The following is an 18,769-nucleotide window of genomic DNA, read 5'->3' on the forward strand; positions in this document are numbered from 1 at the left end:
CTACGGTTAGCGCAACTGCAATTCGGTCAGACAGGTCTGGCTGTCATTCATCGTCTTAATGGCATGAGTGGCTTTTTTGCCGTTGTAGCTGACTTCAATCGTACCTTCCATATTGCGCGGCAGCCATACGCCGATAAAACCGTTGCGATAGCTTGTCATCTCTTTTTGCACCACAACGTTACCCTTGTTATCCGTAACTTTGACATCAAAGGTCTTCTCGGGCATTTCTCCCTTGCAGCCAGAAAGACTGTGGTTGAAGCAGGGGTGGGTTTGCCATTCATACGGGGCAAAGGAGAGATAGAATTTCTCACCGAGCGGCAGCGTATAAACCTGCTCCCCGGAAGAGAGTTTCAGCTCGGTACTGGTGATGGCTGCGGAATAAGGCAGCGGTCGGCTCTGTGGCGACTGGTCAATGGCGTCGACGATTTGCTCAACGGATTTCCCGCTCAGCCCGTGTTGCGCCAGAAAGGTGGATTCCGGGGTAGCAGCGAATACGCTACTTGTGGTGAGTAAACCTAATAACAGCAGCAGCGAGGATTTCGACATAGCTTCAATTCCTTGTGAAAATTGTGGAATATATGTCGGCGTACTATAAAGCCTCCCCTTAGGGAAAGGTCAAAGGTGCGGTGGGTAAAGTAATGCAAAGAAGCCTGCTGGTGGGATTTATCGCGAAAAATAGATAAAAAAAATCCCCGCCGTTTGGCAGGGATCTTGAATTTTTAGCTTTTTAAGCTTACAGGCTGGTTACGTTGCCAGCTGCCGGGCCTTTAGCGCCGCTTTCGATGGTGAAGGAAACTTTCTGACCTTCATCCAGAGATTTGTAGCCTTCGTTCTGGATAGCAGAGAAGTGTACGAACACGTCTTTTGAGCCATCGTCAGGAGTGATGAAACCGAAGCCTTTATCAGCGTTGAACCATTTTACGATACCAGTCATTTTACCGGACATAGTGTATTACCTTTTAAAAAATAAGTGTGCCTTTCGGCGATATGGCGTGCTTTACAGATTTTTTAACAGTAAAGGAAAATGCTCACTACGAAGGGTATCAATGATAACTCTTGAAGGGACTTGCCTTACTAAACTGCTGTAATGGTCTGTACGTCAAACCGTTGAGCGCATTAACTCATTTTATGCCTGAGGATGCAACTACTATTTTCTTTTTTGTTGCTGGAGCGGGTGGCAGAACGGTCCTTTAGCAGGACCATTCTGAAGAAAAACCAGAAAATATCTCAATCCATCAATTGTTTACTTAGTCTTGGGTCGGCCTGAATCAGGCGCATCAATTTCAATTCGGTGCTGGAAGGCTTTACGCGTTTAGACTCCCACTCATGAACCATCGCGACCGTTACACCCATTACTCGGGCAAAATCATCTGTTTTTAAACCCGTCCCTCGTCGTAGCTGTTCAAATTCAGTAAAAGGGTTGGCTTTTTGCTTCAGGGTAACCGTCTGCGATACATCTTTAAAAACAATCTGTTCCAGACTGCTAAGCAGTTCAAGCATAGGATCTTTATATTCCATTGAGGACTCCTAAAATCACACAGCGGGATCGTGAATTTCATCGAAGCTCATTAAGAATAGTCGCAAAAAATGAAGCTGGGCGTCAGGTTTGCGCAGGGGATGCGTTTCAGCGGAACGTGGGGGCAACCTGTCGTTTGCTAACGACCTGATAAAGGTCGGGATCTCCGATCGCCTAAACGCAATTGTAAAGATGACGAAAATATTACGTCGCTCGGCTTATGGCGCATTGTTTAGCAAAACACAGAGTCGCAGAAACAGTTATTTTCCCCTACAAGATTACGCGGAAAGGGTATCTTGCGGGGCTGACCTGGACTATCCTTGTCATCGTCAGGCACGCGGGTGTCGTTGTGCGCATTTTTGGGTGAAGGAGTATTAAAATGGCGACAGGTAAGTCCTGCTCTCGCTGGTTTGCGCCTGTTTTGGCGCTCTTAATGGTAGTTGGCCTGAGTGGGTGTTTTGATAAAGAAGGCGATCAACGCAAAGCGTTTGTCGATTTCCTGCAGAATACTGCAATGCGTAGCGGGGAGCGTTTACCGACGCTGACCGCCGATCAGAAAAAACAGTTTGGCCCGTTTGTCTCCGATTACGCGATTCTTTATGGCTATTCACAGCAGGTAAATCAGGCGATGGACTCCGGTCTGCGCCCGGTTGTTGATAGTGTAAATGCCATCCGTGTTCCTCAGGATTATGTGACTCAGCGTGAACCGCTGCGTCAGGCAAATGGTGCGCTGGGCGTGTTAGGACAACAACTGCAGAATGCGAAGCTGCAGGCAGATGCCGCACATGGTGCGCTGAAGCAAAGCGAAGATCTGAAGCCTGTCTTTGATCAGGTTTACAGCAAAGTCGTGACCGCACCTTCAGAGGCGTTACTGCCGCTGATTCCTGCCGCGCAAATCTTCACGCAGCAGCTGGTACAGGTGGGTGATTTTATCGCACAGCAGGATACGCAGGTGAGCTTTGTGGCGAACGGTATTCAGTTCCCGACATCACAACAGGCAAGTCAGTACAATACGCTGATTGGCCCGCTGGCAGCCCAGCATCAGGCATTTAATCAGGCCTGGACTGCTGCGGTAAACGCAGCCCAGTAATCCACGCAATAACGCTATACAGAATGCCGGGTACGCATTAGCGCCACCCGGCATTTTTTTATCCTGCCACCTGCGGGTTCACGCAGTTCTTCTCGACGTTCCCTTGCAGCGCATCAATTAAGTTATCCACCGCACAGGCCGCCATATTGTAGCGCGTTTCATGGGTTGCTGAACCAATATGCGGTACTGCCACCACGTTTGGCAGCGACAACAGCGGTGAGTCCACTGGCAGCGGTTCCTGTTCAAACACATCCAGACCGGCGGCATGAATTTCCCCGCTTTGCAGCGCGGTAATCAGCGCGGTTTCATCCACGACCGGGCCACGTCCGGCGTTAATGAAAATGGCGGAGGACTTCATTTTGGCAAACTGCTCGGTACTAAACAGATGATGAGTCTCTTCCGTTAACGGCAGGATCAGACAGACAAAATCCGATTCCTGCAACAGCGTATCCAGATTGCAGTAGCGCGCGTTGAAGCGCTCTTCCGCTTCCTTATGCTGGCGGCGTGCATTGTAGAGAATAGGCATGCCAAAGCCGAAATGGGCGCGTTGTGCTAACGCCAGACCGATGCGGCCCATGCCGACTATTCCCAGCGTTTTGTGGTGCACATCCGTACCAAACCAATCCGGTCCGATGCTTTTGGTCCATTCTCCCACTTTCACACGTTCAGCCACTTCAACCACGCGGCGAGCGGTGCTTAACACCAGCGCCATCACCGTATCAGCCACGGTTTCGGTCAGCACGGTTGGCGTGTGCATCAGCAGGACGTTGCGTGCGTTAAGCGCATCGACATCGAAATTGTCATAGCCTACAGAGATCGTTGAGGTCGCACGCAATCTGGGCATTTTCTCCAGCAGGGCGCTATTGACGGTTTCGCTGGAACCCAGCAGACCTTCCGCACTGGCGAAGGCCTGCGAGTGCTGTGCGACCGTTTCCGGTCGCAGGTTAGGTACTTGAGTCACAGAAAAATGCTCTTCCAGGCGATGCAGTAAATCGTCAGGTAACGCTTTGTAGAGAATAATGGACGGCTTCATGCGAATCTCCGTAAGTTAATGTTTAAGCGGGGCGTGCGCCAACCGGAATTTGGGTATTATTAGCAGGCTTAACAATTAAAGTTAGCCACACTGAGACAAAAAGCGCTACCCCCATAAAAATGTACGAGGCGGACGGGCTGCCGGTGGTGCCATTGAGGTAGCCGACAAACCAGGAACCAAAGAATGAGCCTAGCGCGCCCATACTGTTGATTAGCGCCATGGCGCCCCCAGCGACGTTACGCGGCAGCATTTCAGGAATGATGGCAAAGAAAGGACCATAAGGGGCGTACATTGCCGCACCCGCAATCACCAACAAGGTGTAAGAAACCCAGAAGTGGTCTGCGCCAACGGCCCAGGAGCCGATAAAGGCGCAAGCGGCGATCAGTAACAGCGGCCAGACAAACAGTTTACGGTTTTGCAGCTTATCGGAAGCCCAAGAGGCCAGGATCATAGCTACAGTCGCAGCCAGATACGGGACCGAGGAAAGCCAGCCCACTTCCACCATACCCAGATTTTCGCCGCCGCTGCGGATGATGGACGGTAGCCACAACACAAAACCGTAGACGCCAATACTCCAGGCAAAGTACTGCATACATAACAGGATCACATTGCGTGAGCGGAAAGCCTCACCGTAGTTACGTACAGCCTTAATGCCCTGCTGCTCCTTTTCCAGTTGTGCCTGCAGCGCGCTTTTTTCGGCTTCCGTCAGCCAGCCCACCTGGGACGGTTTATCTTTGACCAGTACCCACCAGCAGAACGCCCAGATGACAGCCGGAAAGCCCTCAATGATGAACATTTCACGCCAGCCAAGCGCCTGAATCAGATAACCGGAAACGACTGACATCCACAGCACGGTGACCGGGTTGCCAAGGATCAGGAAGGTGTTGGCGCGTGAACGCTCAGATTTGGTAAACCAGTTGCTGATATAAATCAGCATTGCGGGCATGACGGCAGCTTCTACGACACCGAGAATAAAGCGAATGGCGGCGAGCATGGGAATATTACTGACCATGCCAGTCAATGATGCGCAACCGCCCCACAGAATCAAGCAGATAAAAATCAGTTTTCGTACGCTGCGACGCTCAGCGTAAATCGCACCGGGGATCTGGAAGAAGAAATAGCCGAGGAAAAACAGTGCGCCCAGCAGGGAAGAGATCCCTTTTGTAATGCCGAGATCCTCGTTAATGCCTGCGGCGGAGGCGAAACTGAAGTTCGCACGGTCGAGGTACGCCAGACTATACGTGATAAACACGATCGGCATGATGTACCACCAGCGTTTTGCTGCATTGGTTGAGCTATTCATAGACTGCCCTCTGATTATGCTGTTACGCCGCTTCTGTATGTAGGGTACAGAGCGGCCTGGGTTTATTCCCCTAGTTGTTCACGTGTGGGTAATCCTTCGCTGTCGCCCTGAACCTGAATGGCTAGTGCGCCAATTTTGTTGCCTCGGGTCACCGCCTGATGCAGAGAGCAACCTTCCAGCAGGGCGCTGATGATGCCAACGGCAAAGCCGTCGCCTGCGCCGACCGTGTCGACCACGTTGTCGACTTTCACCGGTGCAACGCAACCCTGCTCACCGCTGTTGCTTTTATACCAGGCACCATCAGCCCCGGTTTTGATGATCACCGCCTTCACGCCGTGGCGCAGATAAAAGTCTGCGATGGCTTCTGGTGTTTGCTGTCCGGTTAAAATCATGCCTTCTTTTAACCCTGGTAATACCCAATCAGCCTGGAATGCCAGCCGGTTGAGTTTCTCCACCATCTCGGCTTCGCTTTTCCACAACACCGGTCGCAAATTTGGATCGAACGAGATAGTCTTGCCCTGGGCTTTCATGGTGCGGGCGGCATGTGCCAGTAGTTCATATGAACTGGCAGACAGCGCGGCGGCAACGCCGCTCAGGTGCAGATGGCGCGCGCTGGAAAAGTATCCGTCGTGATAATCCTCAACGCTGAGATGGCTGGCGGCAGAGCCTTTGCGAAAATACTCCACAATGGGATCGGTTCCATTTTCGACTTTAGATTTAAGCTGAAAGCCCGTAGCGTAGCGCCCGTCCCGGGTAACTCCCTGCGCATCAATCCCTTCTTTTTCCAGCGACTTAACGATAAAACGGCCAAAGCTGTCGTTACCTACGCGGCTCACCCAGCCGACCTTCAGGCCCAGACGAGCAAGGCCGGTCGCCACGTTGAGTTCCGCGCCCGCGACGCGTTTGATAAACGGCTCCACATCTGCCAGCTCGCCGGTTTGCGTGGCGACAAACATCGCCATCGCCTCACCAATGGTGACGACATCCAGTGAATTTTTCATGCATTACTCCTTCCGTAACAGATCGACGTAGTGACGGGTCACCGCCGTCAAATCTTGCCCTTCCAGGGGGAACTCAATGCCACGTGGAACATCTGCGGGCAGTTTGTCTAACAGCGCCAGCCAGCGTGGCTCCGCTTGATCAGGAGGCACGGCACGGTAACTGTCGCGATGCGGTGCGGTGGCTTTTACATGAATATATCCAACGGCTGGGGCCAGGTGCTGTGCTGCCTCTTCCGGAGAGTCTCCAACCCACAGCCAGTTACCCATATCGAAGGTCAGGGATATTGGCAGGTTCTGTGTCTGACAGGCCTCGTTAAAGCGCTGCATCAGTTGCAGACGGCCGCAGGGCGTTTGATCGTTTTCGACAACCAGTTCCATTCCGCTGTTGTCCAACCATTCACGCAAAACGTCAAACTGTCCGCTATGGGAAAAATGGCCGAGGGAGACTTTTAACCACAGCGCCTGCAGGGCTTGCGCTTCCAGGAGTAACTCTGGGAGGCGAGGATTAAGATTGCCATCTTCGAGGAACAGTGGTTCCGGGGCTGAGTAGCAGGCCAGCAGACCGAAAATTTCAATGGCGGAGGCCATCGTTGGCAGCGTTTTTAACTCGGCGTTGGTCAGCATCTCGCGGCGAATTTCGACGCCGTCTGCACCAGCTTCAGCAATGACGGGCAGCATGGCGGTTTGCCCACCAGCAGCACGTACCTGGTCGTAGCCATAGGCGGCGGTGACCACCATAATTTTTCTTTTCATGGAAACTCCAAAACTTACGTTCTTGCTATAACGCTAGATGGAACCGGTTCCAAAGAAAAGCCAATGATGTCGAATTTATGATCACCATCACGAAGGAAATTTAGCGGGCGGTAGAGCCGCGAACGATCAATTCGCCAGAGAAAACCTGTTCCTGAATGGCATCTGAGCCGCCATCGATCCGGCGTACAACCTGCTCAACGGCGGTGTAGCCAATCTGCCATGTGGGTTGCTTTAATGTGGTGATACCGACGCCTGCCAGCTCGGCCCATTCCAGCTCGTCAAAACCGAGCAGGCCGATGTCACTGCCCCAGTTGAGGCCAATACGTTTCAGTGAGCGGGCTACCTGCAGCGTGAGCGCACCGTTGGCAGAAATAATGGCTTTACGCATTCCCCGATGCTGCTGATGAAACTGGCGCAGGGTGGCGTCCAGTTGCGTATTGTCCGTCAGTGGAACCTCAGCATTTTCGGCGATAACGCCAGGATATTGCGCCAGCGTGGCGCGAAAAGCACTCAGACGCTCGCGGCGGGTATTTACCATACCCAACGGCTCGCTGAGGAACAGAATAGCTTCAAACCCTTGTTCAAGCAGGTGTTCAGTGGCAACCGTCGCTGCCTGAGTATTATCCAGACCGACCATATCACAGGCGAAATCCGGGATCTTACGGTCAATCAGTACCATCGGCAGTGCAGACTGTTGCAGGCGGTTCAGCCCTTCTTCGCGCATGCCAACGGCGTTCACCACAATCCCCTCCACCTGGTAGCTGCGCAGCAGGTCGAGATAATGCTGCTCCTGGTCCACCTCGTTGTTGGTGTTACAAACCAGTGGGGTAAAGCCTTTTTCTCGACAGGCGGCTTCGATACCGCTTAGCACATTGACGGAGTAAGGATTGGTAATATCGGCGATTATCAGGCCAATCAGGCGGGTGCGACCGTGTTTCAGGCCTCGCGCCATCAGGCTGGGGCGATAGTCGAGATCGGCAATGGCGTGTTCAATGCGGGCCAGCAGCGCGTCGGAGAGCAGATGCTTTTCACCGTTGAGGTAGCGTGAAATGCTGGTCTTACCCGTTTTTGCGGCTTTTGCCACGTCGCTGATGGTGGCACGTGTTGATTTGCTCATCGCTGATTTCCCTGGATTTAGTGTGAACACCTTAGCGTGAAAATCAACGATGGCAAGCGCTTCATACCGGATGTTGGCCGGGTGGGGGGAATGCCACCACCCGGCACAACGATTTACTGAATCGGGCTTAAGGTGATCTCTACGCGACGGTTCTGCGCTTTCCCTTCCGCAGTGCTGTTGCTGGCGATCGGATTTGCCGGGCCCATTCCGCGGGTGCGGATACGGTTGGCTTCCACACCCTGAGTGATCAGCGAGCTGGCGACGGAATCTGCGCGCTGCTGTGACAGACGCATATTCAGATCCTGGCTACCCGTGCTGTCGGTGAAGCCCAACACGTTGACTGCGGTTTTGTTGTACTCTTTAAGCACCATTGCCACGCCGGTCAGGGTGTTTGCACCGGCTGGTTTCAGATTGGCACTGCTGCTGTCGAAGGTGACGTTGTTTGGCATATTCAGAATGATGTTATCGCCACTGCGCGTCACGCTCACGCCGGTTCCCTGCATTTTTTCACGCAGTTTTGCTTCCTGCACGTCCATGTAGTAACCGATACCGCCGCCAACGGCAGCCCCTGCGGCAGCGCCAATCAGCGCACCTTTGCCGCGATCTTTCTTCGACGAGGAGAGAGCGCCAATACCTGCGCCTACCAGCGAACCAATACCCGCACCCATGCCGGATTTACCCGCTTCGCGCTCACCGGTATACGGGTTTGTGGTGCAACCGGAAACCGCCAGGGCGCCGCTCACGATGGCAGCAATCACAAATACACGTTTCTTCATCTTAATTCCTTAATGACTTTTTATTCTTTACCACAGCGACCGTGGCGGTTGATTATGACGTGTGAACATGAAGAAAATTCCAGGGAAGACTCTGAAATTTGTAAGTAACATTGAACGGCATAATAAATAAGCCGTCACATCGCATTCAGGAGCGCCATTTTGGCTAATTCACCCGCACATTACTCGGTATTAACCGCCGCCCACTGGGGGCCTATTCTTGTTGAAACTGATGGCGACACCGTTTTCTCCTCTCGTGGGGCTCTACCCACCTCACAACCCAACTCGTTACAAAGCGTGGTGCGCGACCAGGTACACAGTAAAACGCGGGTGCGTTTCCCGATGGTGCGTAAAGGCTTTCTCGCCTCGCCGGAGAACCCGCAGGGCGTGCGCGGGCAAGATGAATTTGTTCGCGTGAGCTGGGATGAGGCGCTGAATCTGATCCATACGCAGCATAAACGCATTCGCGAAAGCTACGGTCCGGCCTCAATTTTTGCCGGTTCATACGGCTGGCGTTCGAACGGCGTGTTACACAAAGCTGCGACCTTGCTGCAGCGTTATATGGCGTTAGCGGGGGGTTATACCGGCCATCTGGGGGATTATTCAACGGGAGCAGCGCAGGCCATCATGCCGTACGTAGTGGGCGGGAACGAAGTCTATCAGCAGCAGACCAGTTGGCCCGTGGTGCTGGAACACAGCGACGTGGTGGTGTTATGGAGTGCTAATCCGCTCAATACCTTGAAGATTGCCTGGAATGCCTCCGACGAACAGGGACTAAAGTACTTCGAAGCCTTGCGAAACAGTGGAAAACGGTTGATCTGCATCGATCCAATGCGATCGGAGAGCGTCGATTTCTTTGGTGACAAGATGGAGTGGATCGCCCCGCACATGGGAACCGATGTTGCCCTGATGCTCGGTATTGCCCATACGCTGGTGGAAAACGGCTGGCACGACGAGGCGTTTCTTGCCCGCTGTACCACAGGCTATGATCGGTTTGCCGACTATCTGCTGGGCAAATCTGACGACATCGCAAAAACGGCAGAGTGGGCTGCGGAGATTTGCGGTATACCCGCGACAAAAATACGCGAACTTGCGGCGATATTTCACCAAAATACCACCATGCTGATGGCCGGATGGGGTATGCAGCGCCAGCAGTACGGCGAGCAGAAACACTGGATGATCGTCACGCTGGCCGCCATGATCGGGCAAATTGGCACGCCTGGCGGTGGTTTTGGACTTTCCTATCATTTTGCTAACGGCGGCAATCCGACGCGTCGCGCCGCAGTGCTTGCTTCAATGCAGGGCAGCGTTAAAGGCGGCACCGACGCGGTGGATAAAATCCCGGTGGCGCGCATTGTTGAGGCACTGGAGAACCCCGATGGTTTTTACCAGCACAACGGTATGGATCGCCATTTTCCTGACATCCGTATGCTGTGGTGGGCGGGCGGGGCAAATTTCACCCATCATCAGGACACCAATCGTTTGATTCGCGCCTGGCAGAAGCCGGAACTGGTGGTGATCTCAGAGTGTTTCTGGACTGCTGCGGCGAAGCATGCCGATATTGTATTGCCCGCCACCACCTCTTTTGAACGTAATGATTTGACCATGACCGGCGATTACAGCAACCAGCACCTGGTGCCGATGAAGCAGGTTGTGCCGCCGCAGGATGAAGCACGCAATGATTTTGATGTCTTTGCCGAACTGAGTGAACGCTGGGAAGAGGGCGGTTATGAGCGGTTTACCGAAGGCAAAAACGAGATGGAATGGCTGGAGACTTTTTACAATATTGCCGGGCAGCGTGGGGCCAGTCAGCAGGTGACGTTGCCGCCTTTCACGACGTTCTGGCAAGCCAATCAGCTCATCGAAATGCCGGAAAATTCCGCCAACGCACAGTTTATTCGCTTTGCTGATTTTCGCCGCGATCCGCAGGCGCATCCGCTGAAAACGGACAGTGGCAAAATCGAAATCTTCTCGCAAAAGATTGCCGGTTACGGCTATGCGGATTGTGCGGGCCACCCGATGTGGCTTGAGCCGGAAGAATGGTTCGGCAATGCTGAACCCGAGCAGCTACAGGTACTTTCGGCCCATCCGGCGCACCGTTTGCACAGCCAGTTGAATTACAGCGCGTTACGCGAACAGTATGCGGTGGCGGATCGCGAGCCGGTGACGATCCACCCGCTGGATGCGAAGGCGCGGGGAATTGCCGAGGGTGACACGGTCAGGGTATGGAATCATCGCGGGCAAATTCTGGCCGGAGCGGTGGTGACGGCAGGCATCAAAGCGGGGGTGATTTGTATTCACGAAGGGGCGTGGCCGGATTTGGACCCGTCCGCCGGTGGCATTTGTAAGAATGGCGCAGTGAATGTGCTGACTTGCGATCTCCCCAGCTCGAGGCTGGGGAATGGCTGTGCGGGCAACACTGCGCTGGCGTGGCTGGAAAAGTACACCGGCCCCGCGCTGACGCTTACGGCGTTTGATCCGCCCGCCAGTTCATAATCCACGTGGGATGATGTGTCTCTTCCTGCCATGCGCTGTCTTCAATACGAAAACCCAGCGCATGGTAGAAATTCACCGCCGATTGATTCTTCTGATAGACCTCAAGGCTGAGTAACGGAAAGCGCTGCTGAACGTGCTGCACCAGCGCTTTGCCGATCCCATTTCTGATGGCCGCTGGTGCCACAAACAGCGCGCCCAAAAAACGCTCTTCCATTATGCTGGCAAAGCCTTTTAGCTCCCCTTTTTCTTCCCAAACCCAGGTTTGTGCGGCGGGCATGTAGACGTCGCGCACGATGGGCTCACTCTCGCGCCAGTAGCGTTCTTCGATAAACGGGTGGGCATAAATCGTGCTTTCCATCCACAGCGCCAGAATCGGCGCCAGATCGTCAGGCGTTGATTGGCGAATCATGTTGACCCCCTGGGTAGCAAATACAGTCGGTGACATGGTCGTTGACCAGACCACATGCCTGCATAAAGGAGTAACAGATGGTGGTGCCGACAAACTTAAACCCGCGTTTTTTTAATGCTTTTGAAAGCGCGTCTGACGCAGGGGTTGAAGTGGGGATGTCGCTCAGGCTGGCGGCGCGCGTCAGTTGCGGTTGGTTATCCACGAATGACCAGACGAATTCGCTAAACGGTTCACCGTTTTGCGCCATCGCCAGATATGATCGTGCGTTGCCGATAATGGCCTGGATTTTTCCGCGGTGACGAATAATACCGGCATCCAGCATCAGCCTTTCCACATCGTCTTCGGTCATTGCCGCAACGGCGACAGGATCGAAATGGTGAAAAGCATGGCGGTAGTTTTCTCGTTTTTTAAGTACGGTTATCCAGGATAATCCCGCCTGCTGGCCCTCCAGGCAGATCATCTCGAACAGCTTTTGACCGTCGGTTTCGGGGACGCCCCACTCCTTGTCGTGATAGGCAATGTATAGTGGATCCTGACTGACCCAGCCGCAACGCTGCATATTCTTCCTCGCTGTTTTTACTGGCGTAAAAATTTCATTCGGCTCGCCTTGACGCGCCCGCTAAAAAGACAATATTTAATACAGGGCTGATGGCCCGGTATCCTTCACACAATGACAATAATATCGCCGAATTCGGCTCTTTTCTGGAGTCGCGTTGATGATTATAAGAAACAGTAGTGGTCGCCAGAGGTTCAGTCTTCTGGTGAGCGTCGTAGTCTGTGCGCTGTTTACCAATACGGCCTATGGCTGGCAACAAGAATATATCGTTGATGCTATGTCAGGTCATACGGCTGAACGTTATACATGGGACAGCGATCACCAACCACGCTATAACGACATACTTGAAGAACGCATTCGTTCCACACAGAACGTGGCGGGTCCCGTGGTGAACCTCGCGGACCAAACGACGCTGGATGCGACCAGCGGTATGAGTATGGGCTGGAATTTCCCCGTGTCCAGACAGGTAACAACCGGCCCGGTTGCTGCCGTGCATTATGACGGTTCGGCAACGTCTACCTATAACGAATTTGGCGACAGTGCGACGTCCGTCACACAGACCGATCCGTTATGGCATGCCAGCGTCAGTACTGTGGGCTGGCGAGTCGATTCGCAGTTTGGCGATGTTCGACCGTGGGCGCAAATTAGCTATAACCAGCAGTTTGGCGAGAATATCTGGAAGGCGCAATCGGGCCTCAGCAGGATGACGGCGACAAGCCAGGACGGCAACTGGCTGGATGTTACCGTGGGTGCCGATATGCTGCTCAATCCGCACATGGCGGCGTACGCCGCACTCTCACAGGCGGAAAATAGCACCAATAACAGTGACTATATGTACACCATGGGAGTGAGCGCTAAATTTTAACGCAGATATGCGTCAATAAAACAACTCTGCTACATATCAGTATCAATAATCACACGCGTCTCAGTGATAGCGTGTACTCACTTGTGTGAAAAAATTCAGTTCTCTGGATTTTTGTCTCGTCATTCATTCCGCAATCCAGGCATTTCATTCCGTTCTGATGGCACTTCATGCCGTTTTCCCCAGGTCATAAATTCACTTCGGTATGGTTGTCGGCAGAGAATTTCCCATTTTGCTTATGCAGGAATACTGCCATGAAAACTTCTGATTATCAGCGTACCCGGTGGCTGACCCTGATCGGCACCATCATTACCCAATTTGCATTAGGTTCGGTTTACACCTGGAGCCTGTTTAATGGCGCGCTCTCTTCGAAGCTGGATGCGCCGGTCAGCCAGGTGGCTTTCTCCTTTGGCCTGTTGAGCCTGGGCCTGGCGATCTCTTCTTCCGTTGCCGGGAAACTTCAGGAACGCTTTGGCGTGAAGCGCGTCACCATGGCATCTGGTATCCTGCTGGGCGTGGGCTTCTTCTTAACCGCACACTCTGACAGTCTGATTATGCTGTGGCTGAGCGCGGGTGTGCTGGTCGGGCTGGCAGACGGCGCAGGCTACCTGTTAACGCTCTCCAACTGCGTGAAATGGTTCCCTGAGCGTAAAGGGCTGATTTCCGCTTTTGCTATTGGCTCTTATGGCTTGGGCAGCCTTGGTTTTAAATTTATCGACAGCCAGTTGCTGAGTACCGTGGGCCTGGAAAAGACCTTTATGATCTGGGGTGCAATCGTGCTGGTGATGATTGTCTTTGGCTCCACGCTAATGAAAGATGCACCTAATCAGGAAGTTAAAGCGGTTAATGGCGTGGTAGAGAACGACTACACTCTGGCGCAATCTATGCGTAAACCGCAGTACTGGATGCTGTCGGTGATGTTCCTGACCGCGTGCATGAGCGGGCTGTATGTGATTGGCGTGGCGAAAGATATTGCGCAAAGTCTGGTGCATATGGATGTAGCGACGGCAGCCAATGCGGTGACGGTGATTTCTATCGCGAACCTGTCAGGTCGTCTGGTGCTGGGTATCCTGTCTGACAAGATTTCCCGTATTCGCGTTATCACTATTGGCCAGGTTGTCTCGCTGGTCGGTATGGCAGCCCTGTTGTTCGCTCCGCTGAACGAAGTGACCTTCTTTGCGGCAATTGCTTGTGTCGCTTTTAACTTTGGCGGCACGATTACCGTGTTCCCGTCCCTGGTGAGTGAATTCTTTGGTCTGAATAATCTGGCAAAAAATTATGGGGTTATCTATCTTGGCTTCGGGATTGGCAGCATCTGCGGGTCTATTATCGCCTCCTTGTTTGGCGGCTTCTATGTGACCTTCTGTGTCATCTTCGCGCTGTTAATCATTTCGTTAGCGCTGTCTACCACCATTCGTCAGCCTCAGCGTAGCGTATTTACTGAGGCTCACGCCTGATTCTGTTAGTGAAGTGATTAATACCTGGCGCATATATTTACAAAAATATATGCGCCATTTGCATTCTCTATAAGCACTTTTGCGCTTACCTGTGGTCTACTTACCCGCGCTCGTAGACATTTCATAATCTGCCGTTGTCGCATCTTTCACCTGCCCGGTCCAATTGAGCCGTATGCAGGGCTTTTTATCCCGTTTTCCAGGTTTTATTGATGAGATATATTAAGTCGATGACGCAGCAGAAGCTCAGTCTCTTGCTGGCAATCTATATCGGTTTGTTTATGAACTCGGCTGTATTTTACCGTCGCTTTAGCGGGTATGTGTACGAGTTCACCGTCTGGAAAGGAATCTCTGCGGTTGTTGAATTAGCTGGCGCGGTGCTGGCAACCTTCTTTTTACTTCGTCTTCTCTCTTTATTTGGCCGACGCGCCTGGCGTGTACTGGCGACCTTTGTGGTGCTGTGTTCCGCTGGTGCCAGCTATTATATGACCTTCCTGAACGTAGTGATCGGTTACGGCATTATTGCCTCGGTAATGACTACAGATATTGATTTATCGAAGGAAGTTGTGGGCTGGCATTTTATCGTGTGGCTAGTTTCGGTCAGTATTTTGCCGCTGCTCTTAATCTGGAGTAACCGCTGTCGCTACACCCTGTTAAAACAGCTGCGTACGCCAAGTCTGAGAATGCGCAGCGTTGCGGTAGTGATGTTGGCTGGCCTGATTGTATGGGTACCGATTCGATTGCTGAGCATGCATCAGAAGACCGTTGAGCGCGAAACGGGTATTGATTTACCCAGCTATGGCGGTGTCGTGGCGAACTCCTACCTGCCATCCAACTGGCTCTCAGCTCTGGGATTGTACGCCTGGGCGCAGGTGGATGAATCTTCTGATAACAAATCACTGATGAACCCGGCGAAGAAGTTTACCTACGTGGCACCCAAGAATCTCGACGACACCTATGTCGTGTTTATTATTGGTGAAACCACGCGCTGGGATCATATGGGTATTTTTGGCTACGAGCGAAATACCACGCCAAGACTGGCCCAGGAGAAAAACCTGGCGGCCTTCCGCGGATATTCATGTGATACCGCGACCAAGCTTTCGCTGCGCTGTATGTTTGTACGTGAAGGTGGTGCAGAAGATAACCCGCAGCGTACGTTGAAAGAACAAAACATCTTTTCCGTGCTCGGTCAGTTAGGGTTCAAGACAGACCTCTACGCGATGCAAAGTGAGATGTGGTTCTACAGCAATACGATGGCGGAAAACATCGCCTATCGTGAACAGATTGGCGCAGAGCCGCGTAACCGTGGCAAAACGGTTGACGATATGCTGCTGATTGATGAGATGCAGCAATCCTTAAAGCAGGATGATAATGGCAAACATCTGATTATTCTGCATACCAAAGGATCGCACTTTAACTACACGCAGCGTTACACACGCGATTATGCACAGTGGAAGCCAGAGTGTGTGGATGTCGATAGCGGGTGTTCGAAAGCCCAGATGATTAACTCTTTCGATAACTCGGTGACCTATGTCGATCACTTTATTACCAAAGTGTTTGATCAACTGCGCGATAAAAAAGCGATCGTGTTCTATGCCGCCGACCATGGTGAGTCTATTAACGAGCGTGAGCACCTGCATGGTACGCCGCGTAAAATGGCGCCGCCAGAGCAGTTCCGTGTGCCCATGATGGTGTGGATGTCTGACAAGTACCTGGAGGATCCAGATCATGCGAAGGCGTTTGCGCATCTGAAGCAAGAGGCGGATATGAAGGTGCCGCGTCGTCATGTAGAACTGTACGACACCATTTTGGGTTGCCTCGGTTATACCTCGCCAAACGGCGGTATTAACGAGAATAATAACTGGTGCAAAATTCCGGACGGGCAGAAAGCAGCGGCTCAGTAACAGGCCTGCTGACTTTCTCGCCGATCGAATGGCATTTTGATACTAAGGGATTGACGGGCGCGCACCTGAGCAGTAAGATGCGCCCCGCATTCGGTGATTGGCGCAGCCTGGTAGCGCACTTCGTTCGGGACGAAGGGGTCGGAGGTTCGAATCCTCTATCACCGACCAAATTAGAAAAGCCCGCTCTCTGAGCGGGCTTTTTGCTTTCCGAAACCCGTGAGGATGAGAACCTCCGGGGGCAAGAGGTTCGACTCGAGCGCAGTGAGAGAACGTTGCGTCAGCAACGGCCCGCAGGGCGAGTAGTCCTCTATCACCGACCAAAAACTCACCTTCATTTTATCCGCAAAAATTGTCTACCAGTTCCCGCTGTTTGTTAACGATTCTGTGACATATTCCATTGTCTTTTTTTATATTTGCTTGAAACTTTTTTTGCGCTACTTATGGCTGAACCTGGCATTTTCCGCTGTGCGCTTTAACGTTCATGGTATTAATCGCTCAGATATGCAGCATATATTAAGAAATTTTTCATATTTTGCATAAATGTTAATCACTAAATGTTGCTAAGTATGAAGATATTTATTCTGGGATAGGCCGCGTAGCACAAATTTCCCTGCTGAAAATGCCCCTCTGCACTTTTTTTAATCTTTGTTTGCCAATTCTCACCGTTGGTGTAAATCGCGGTTACCTGTATTGACGTTTTCACATTCTGTTGACAGATTGTAGGGCATGAGGGGCATTTCATGGAGAATCCGCACTGCAACTCAGTCGCTTATGTGAACGGAATCCCCATCCTCTTAACGCCGACCCGGCCGGGTAAAAAACAAAAAAGGCCAGGCGGTGCAAACCCACTGCAAAGGGTAAAACAACAAACATCACATTTGGAGCAGAAGAATGAGTATTTCCTTGAAGAAGTCAGGGATGCTGAAGCTTGGTCTGAGCTTGGTGGCTATGACCGTTGCAGCAAGCGTACAGGCTAAAACTCTGGTTTATTGTTCAGAAGGGTCTCCTGAAGGCTTTAACCCACAGCTTTTCACTTCTGGCACAACCTATGATGCCAGTTCAGTACCGATCTATAACCGTCTGGTTGAATTCAAAACCGGTACGACTGAAGTGATTCCGGGCCTTGCTGAGAAGTGGGAAATCAGCGAAGACGGTAAAACCTATACCTTCCATCTGCGCCAGGGCGTGAAGTGGCAGGATAATAAAGATTTCAAACCGACGCGTGACATGAACGCCGACGATATCGTCTTCTCCTTCGATCGTCAGAAAAATGCGCAGAACCCGTACCATAAAGTCTCTGGCGGCAGCTATGAATATTTTGAAGGCATGGGCCTGCAAGACCTGATTAGCGAAGTGAAGAAAGTCGACGACAACACGGTTCAGTTCGTGCTGACTCGCCCGGAAGCACCGTTCCTGGCGGATCTGGCGATGGACTTCGCCTCTATTCTTTCCAAAGAGTATGCTGACAACATGCTGAAAGCCGGTACGCCGGAGAAAGTCGACCTGAACCCAATCGGTACCGGTCCGTTCCAGCTGCAGCAGTACCAGAAAGACTCGCGTATTCTGTATAAAGCATTCCCGGGCTACTGGGGTACCAAGCCACAGATCGACCGTCTGGTCTTCTCCATCACGCCGGACGCTTCCGTGCGTTACGCCAAGCTGCAGAAGAACGAATGCCAGGTGATGCCATACCCGAATCCGGCAGACATCGCGCGCATGAAGCAGGACAAAAACCTCAACCTGATGGAGCAGGCGGGTCTGAACGTTGGCTATCTCTCTTTCAACACCGAGAAGAAACCGTTTGATGACGTGAAAGTCCGTCAGGCGCTGACCTACGCGGTGAACAAAGAAGCAATCATCAAAGCCGTTTATCAGGGTGCAGGTGTTGCTGCGAAAAACCTGATCCCGCCAACCATGTGGGGCTATAACGACGACGTTAAAGACTACAGCTACGATCCGGAAAAAGCCAAAGCGCTGCTGAAAGAAGCGGGTCAGGATAAAGGCTTCACCGTTGAGCTGTGGGCGATGCCGGTACAGCGTCCGTACAACCCGAACGCTCGCCGTATGGCTGAGATGATCCAGGCTGACTGGGCGAAAATTGGCGTTCAGGCCAAGATTGTCACCTATGAGTGGGGCGAATACCTCAAGCGTGCTAAATCTGGCGAGCACCAGGCTGTCATGATGGGCTGGACTGGCGATAATGGGGATCCGGATAACTTCTTCGCCACGTTGTTCAGCTGCGCGGCGGCAAAAGACGGCTCCAACTACTCTCGCTGGTGCTACAAGCCGTTTGAAGACCTGATTCAACCGGCACGTGCGACCGACGACCACAACAAGCGTATTGAACTGTACAAACAGGCTCAGGTGGTGATGCATGACCAGGCTCCAGCGCTGATCATTGCTCACTCCACCGTATACGAGCCAGTGCGTAAAGAAGTCAAAGGCTATGTGGTTGATCCATTAGGCAAACACCACTTCGAAAACGTCTCTGTCGAATAATTA

Annotated in this window: 18 protein-coding genes, 1 tRNA gene and 1 other RNA gene; 9 read left to right on the forward strand and 11 right to left on the reverse strand. The window is 52.4% G+C overall.

Features of this window, described 5'->3' with window-relative positions:
- Positions 1-6 precede the first annotated feature (6 nt).
- From cueP to E4Z61_RS17925, 3 genes are all read right to left on the reverse strand, one after another.
- Positions 7-546 (reverse strand): copper-binding periplasmic metallochaperone CueP, encoded by a 540-nt coding sequence (gene cueP, locus E4Z61_RS17915; protein ID WP_135323926.1) that lies wholly within the window; start codon positions 544-546, stop codon positions 7-9.
- Between the two features lie 187 nt (positions 547-733).
- Entirely contained in the window at positions 734-946 is a 213-nt protein-coding gene (cspE, locus tag E4Z61_RS17920) for a transcription antiterminator/RNA stability regulator CspE (protein WP_004126446.1), read from the reverse strand.
- Between the two features lie 281 nt (positions 947-1,227).
- Positions 1,228-1,518 (reverse strand): HTH-type transcriptional regulator, encoded by a 291-nt coding sequence (locus tag E4Z61_RS17925; protein WP_135323927.1) that lies wholly within the window; start codon positions 1,516-1,518, stop codon positions 1,228-1,230.
- Positions 1,519-1,895: 377 nt separating this feature from the next.
- On the opposite strand from E4Z61_RS17925, the gene E4Z61_RS17930 reads away from it, so the two are divergent.
- Positions 1,896-2,606 carry a DUF3053 domain-containing protein gene (locus tag E4Z61_RS17930; protein WP_135323928.1) on the forward strand — a complete coding sequence of 237 codons (711 nt, stop codon included), beginning with the start codon at positions 1,896-1,898 and terminating at the stop codon, positions 2,604-2,606.
- 58 nt (positions 2,607-2,664) lie between these two features.
- Here E4Z61_RS17930 and ghrB read toward each other — a convergent pair whose 3' ends face one another.
- The 6 genes from ghrB to E4Z61_RS17960 form a co-directional block, all read right to left on the reverse strand.
- A complete protein-coding gene (ghrB, locus tag E4Z61_RS17935; protein ID WP_135323929.1) occupies positions 2,665-3,639 on the reverse strand; it encodes a glyoxylate/hydroxypyruvate reductase GhrB in 975 nt (324 codons plus the stop codon).
- A 22-nt stretch (positions 3,640-3,661) separates the two neighbouring features.
- Positions 3,662-4,942 carry an MFS transporter gene (locus tag E4Z61_RS17940; RefSeq protein ID WP_135323930.1) on the reverse strand — a complete coding sequence of 427 codons (1,281 nt, stop codon included), beginning with the start codon at positions 4,940-4,942 and terminating at the stop codon, positions 3,662-3,664.
- A 62-nt stretch (positions 4,943-5,004) separates the two neighbouring features.
- Positions 5,005-5,943 (reverse strand): sugar kinase, encoded by a 939-nt coding sequence (locus E4Z61_RS17945; protein WP_135323931.1) that lies wholly within the window; start codon positions 5,941-5,943, stop codon positions 5,005-5,007.
- Between the two features lie 3 nt (positions 5,944-5,946).
- Entirely contained in the window at positions 5,947-6,696 is a 750-nt protein-coding gene (locus E4Z61_RS17950; RefSeq protein ID WP_135323932.1) for a sugar phosphate isomerase/epimerase family protein, read from the reverse strand.
- Between the two features lie 100 nt (positions 6,697-6,796).
- Positions 6,797-7,813: a LacI family DNA-binding transcriptional regulator gene (locus E4Z61_RS17955; RefSeq protein WP_135323933.1), complete on the reverse strand. Its 1,017-nt coding sequence runs from the start codon at positions 7,811-7,813 to the stop codon at positions 6,797-6,799.
- Between the two features lie 113 nt (positions 7,814-7,926).
- The gene (locus tag E4Z61_RS17960; protein WP_135323934.1) at positions 7,927-8,589 is read right to left on the reverse strand and encodes an OmpA family lipoprotein; all 663 of its coding nucleotides are present in this window, start codon (positions 8,587-8,589) and stop codon (positions 7,927-7,929) included.
- Positions 8,590-8,748: 159 nt separating this feature from the next.
- On the opposite strand from E4Z61_RS17960, the gene E4Z61_RS17965 reads away from it, so the two are divergent.
- Positions 8,749-11,082 (forward strand): molybdopterin guanine dinucleotide-containing S/N-oxide reductase, encoded by a 2,334-nt coding sequence (locus E4Z61_RS17965; protein WP_135323935.1) that lies wholly within the window; start codon positions 8,749-8,751, stop codon positions 11,080-11,082.
- Here the strand turns inward: E4Z61_RS17965 and E4Z61_RS17970 are convergent.
- On the reverse strand, positions 11,051-11,491 hold the full coding sequence (locus E4Z61_RS17970; RefSeq protein ID WP_135323936.1) for an N-acetyltransferase: 441 nt from the start codon (positions 11,489-11,491) through the stop codon (positions 11,051-11,053). The two genes, E4Z61_RS17965 and E4Z61_RS17970, sit on opposite strands and share 32 nt — an antisense overlap.
- Positions 11,469-12,050, reverse strand: a complete 582-nt coding sequence (gene tag, locus E4Z61_RS17975; RefSeq protein ID WP_135323937.1) for a DNA-3-methyladenine glycosylase I — start codon at positions 12,048-12,050, stop codon at positions 11,469-11,471. Before tag ends, E4Z61_RS17970 begins: the two co-directional genes overlap by 23 nt.
- A 157-nt stretch (positions 12,051-12,207) precedes the next feature.
- Between tag and E4Z61_RS17980 the strand changes: the two genes are divergently transcribed.
- The 7 genes from E4Z61_RS17980 to dppA all read left to right on the forward strand — a co-directional run bounded on the left by E4Z61_RS17980 (position 12,208) and on the right by dppA (position 18,766).
- A complete protein-coding gene (locus E4Z61_RS17980; RefSeq protein ID WP_135323938.1) occupies positions 12,208-12,912 on the forward strand; it encodes an autotransporter outer membrane beta-barrel domain-containing protein in 705 nt (234 codons plus the stop codon).
- A gap of 251 nt (positions 12,913-13,163) precedes the next feature.
- The gene (locus tag E4Z61_RS17985) at positions 13,164-14,366 is read left to right on the forward strand and encodes an L-lactate MFS transporter (RefSeq protein ID WP_135323939.1); all 1,203 of its coding nucleotides are present in this window, start codon (positions 13,164-13,166) and stop codon (positions 14,364-14,366) included.
- Positions 14,367-14,575: 209 nt separating this feature from the next.
- On the forward strand, positions 14,576-16,267 hold the full coding sequence (eptB, locus tag E4Z61_RS17990) for a kdo(2)-lipid A phosphoethanolamine 7''-transferase (RefSeq protein WP_135323940.1): 1,692 nt from the start codon (positions 14,576-14,578) through the stop codon (positions 16,265-16,267).
- A gap of 91 nt (positions 16,268-16,358) precedes the next feature.
- Positions 16,359-16,435: transfer RNA gene (locus tag E4Z61_RS17995), tRNA-Pro, on the forward strand.
- Positions 16,436-16,469: 34 nt separating this feature from the next.
- Positions 16,470-16,587: non-coding RNA, RtT sRNA (locus E4Z61_RS18000), on the forward strand.
- A gap of 420 nt (positions 16,588-17,007) precedes the next feature.
- Positions 17,008-17,244: a hypothetical protein gene (locus E4Z61_RS23890; RefSeq protein ID WP_167817513.1), complete on the forward strand. Its 237-nt coding sequence runs from the start codon at positions 17,008-17,010 to the stop codon at positions 17,242-17,244.
- Positions 17,159-18,766 carry a dipeptide ABC transporter periplasmic-binding protein DppA gene (gene dppA / locus E4Z61_RS18005; protein WP_135323941.1) on the forward strand — a complete coding sequence of 536 codons (1,608 nt, stop codon included), beginning with the start codon at positions 17,159-17,161 and terminating at the stop codon, positions 18,764-18,766. The genes E4Z61_RS23890 and dppA overlap by 86 nt, the downstream gene beginning before the upstream one ends.
- Positions 18,767-18,769: the final 3 nt, after the last annotated feature.

Origin of the sequence: Citrobacter tructae (assembly GCF_004684345.1) — a bacterium.
In the GTDB taxonomy this organism is placed as follows: Bacteria; Pseudomonadota; Gammaproteobacteria; order Enterobacterales; family Enterobacteriaceae; genus Citrobacter; species Citrobacter tructae.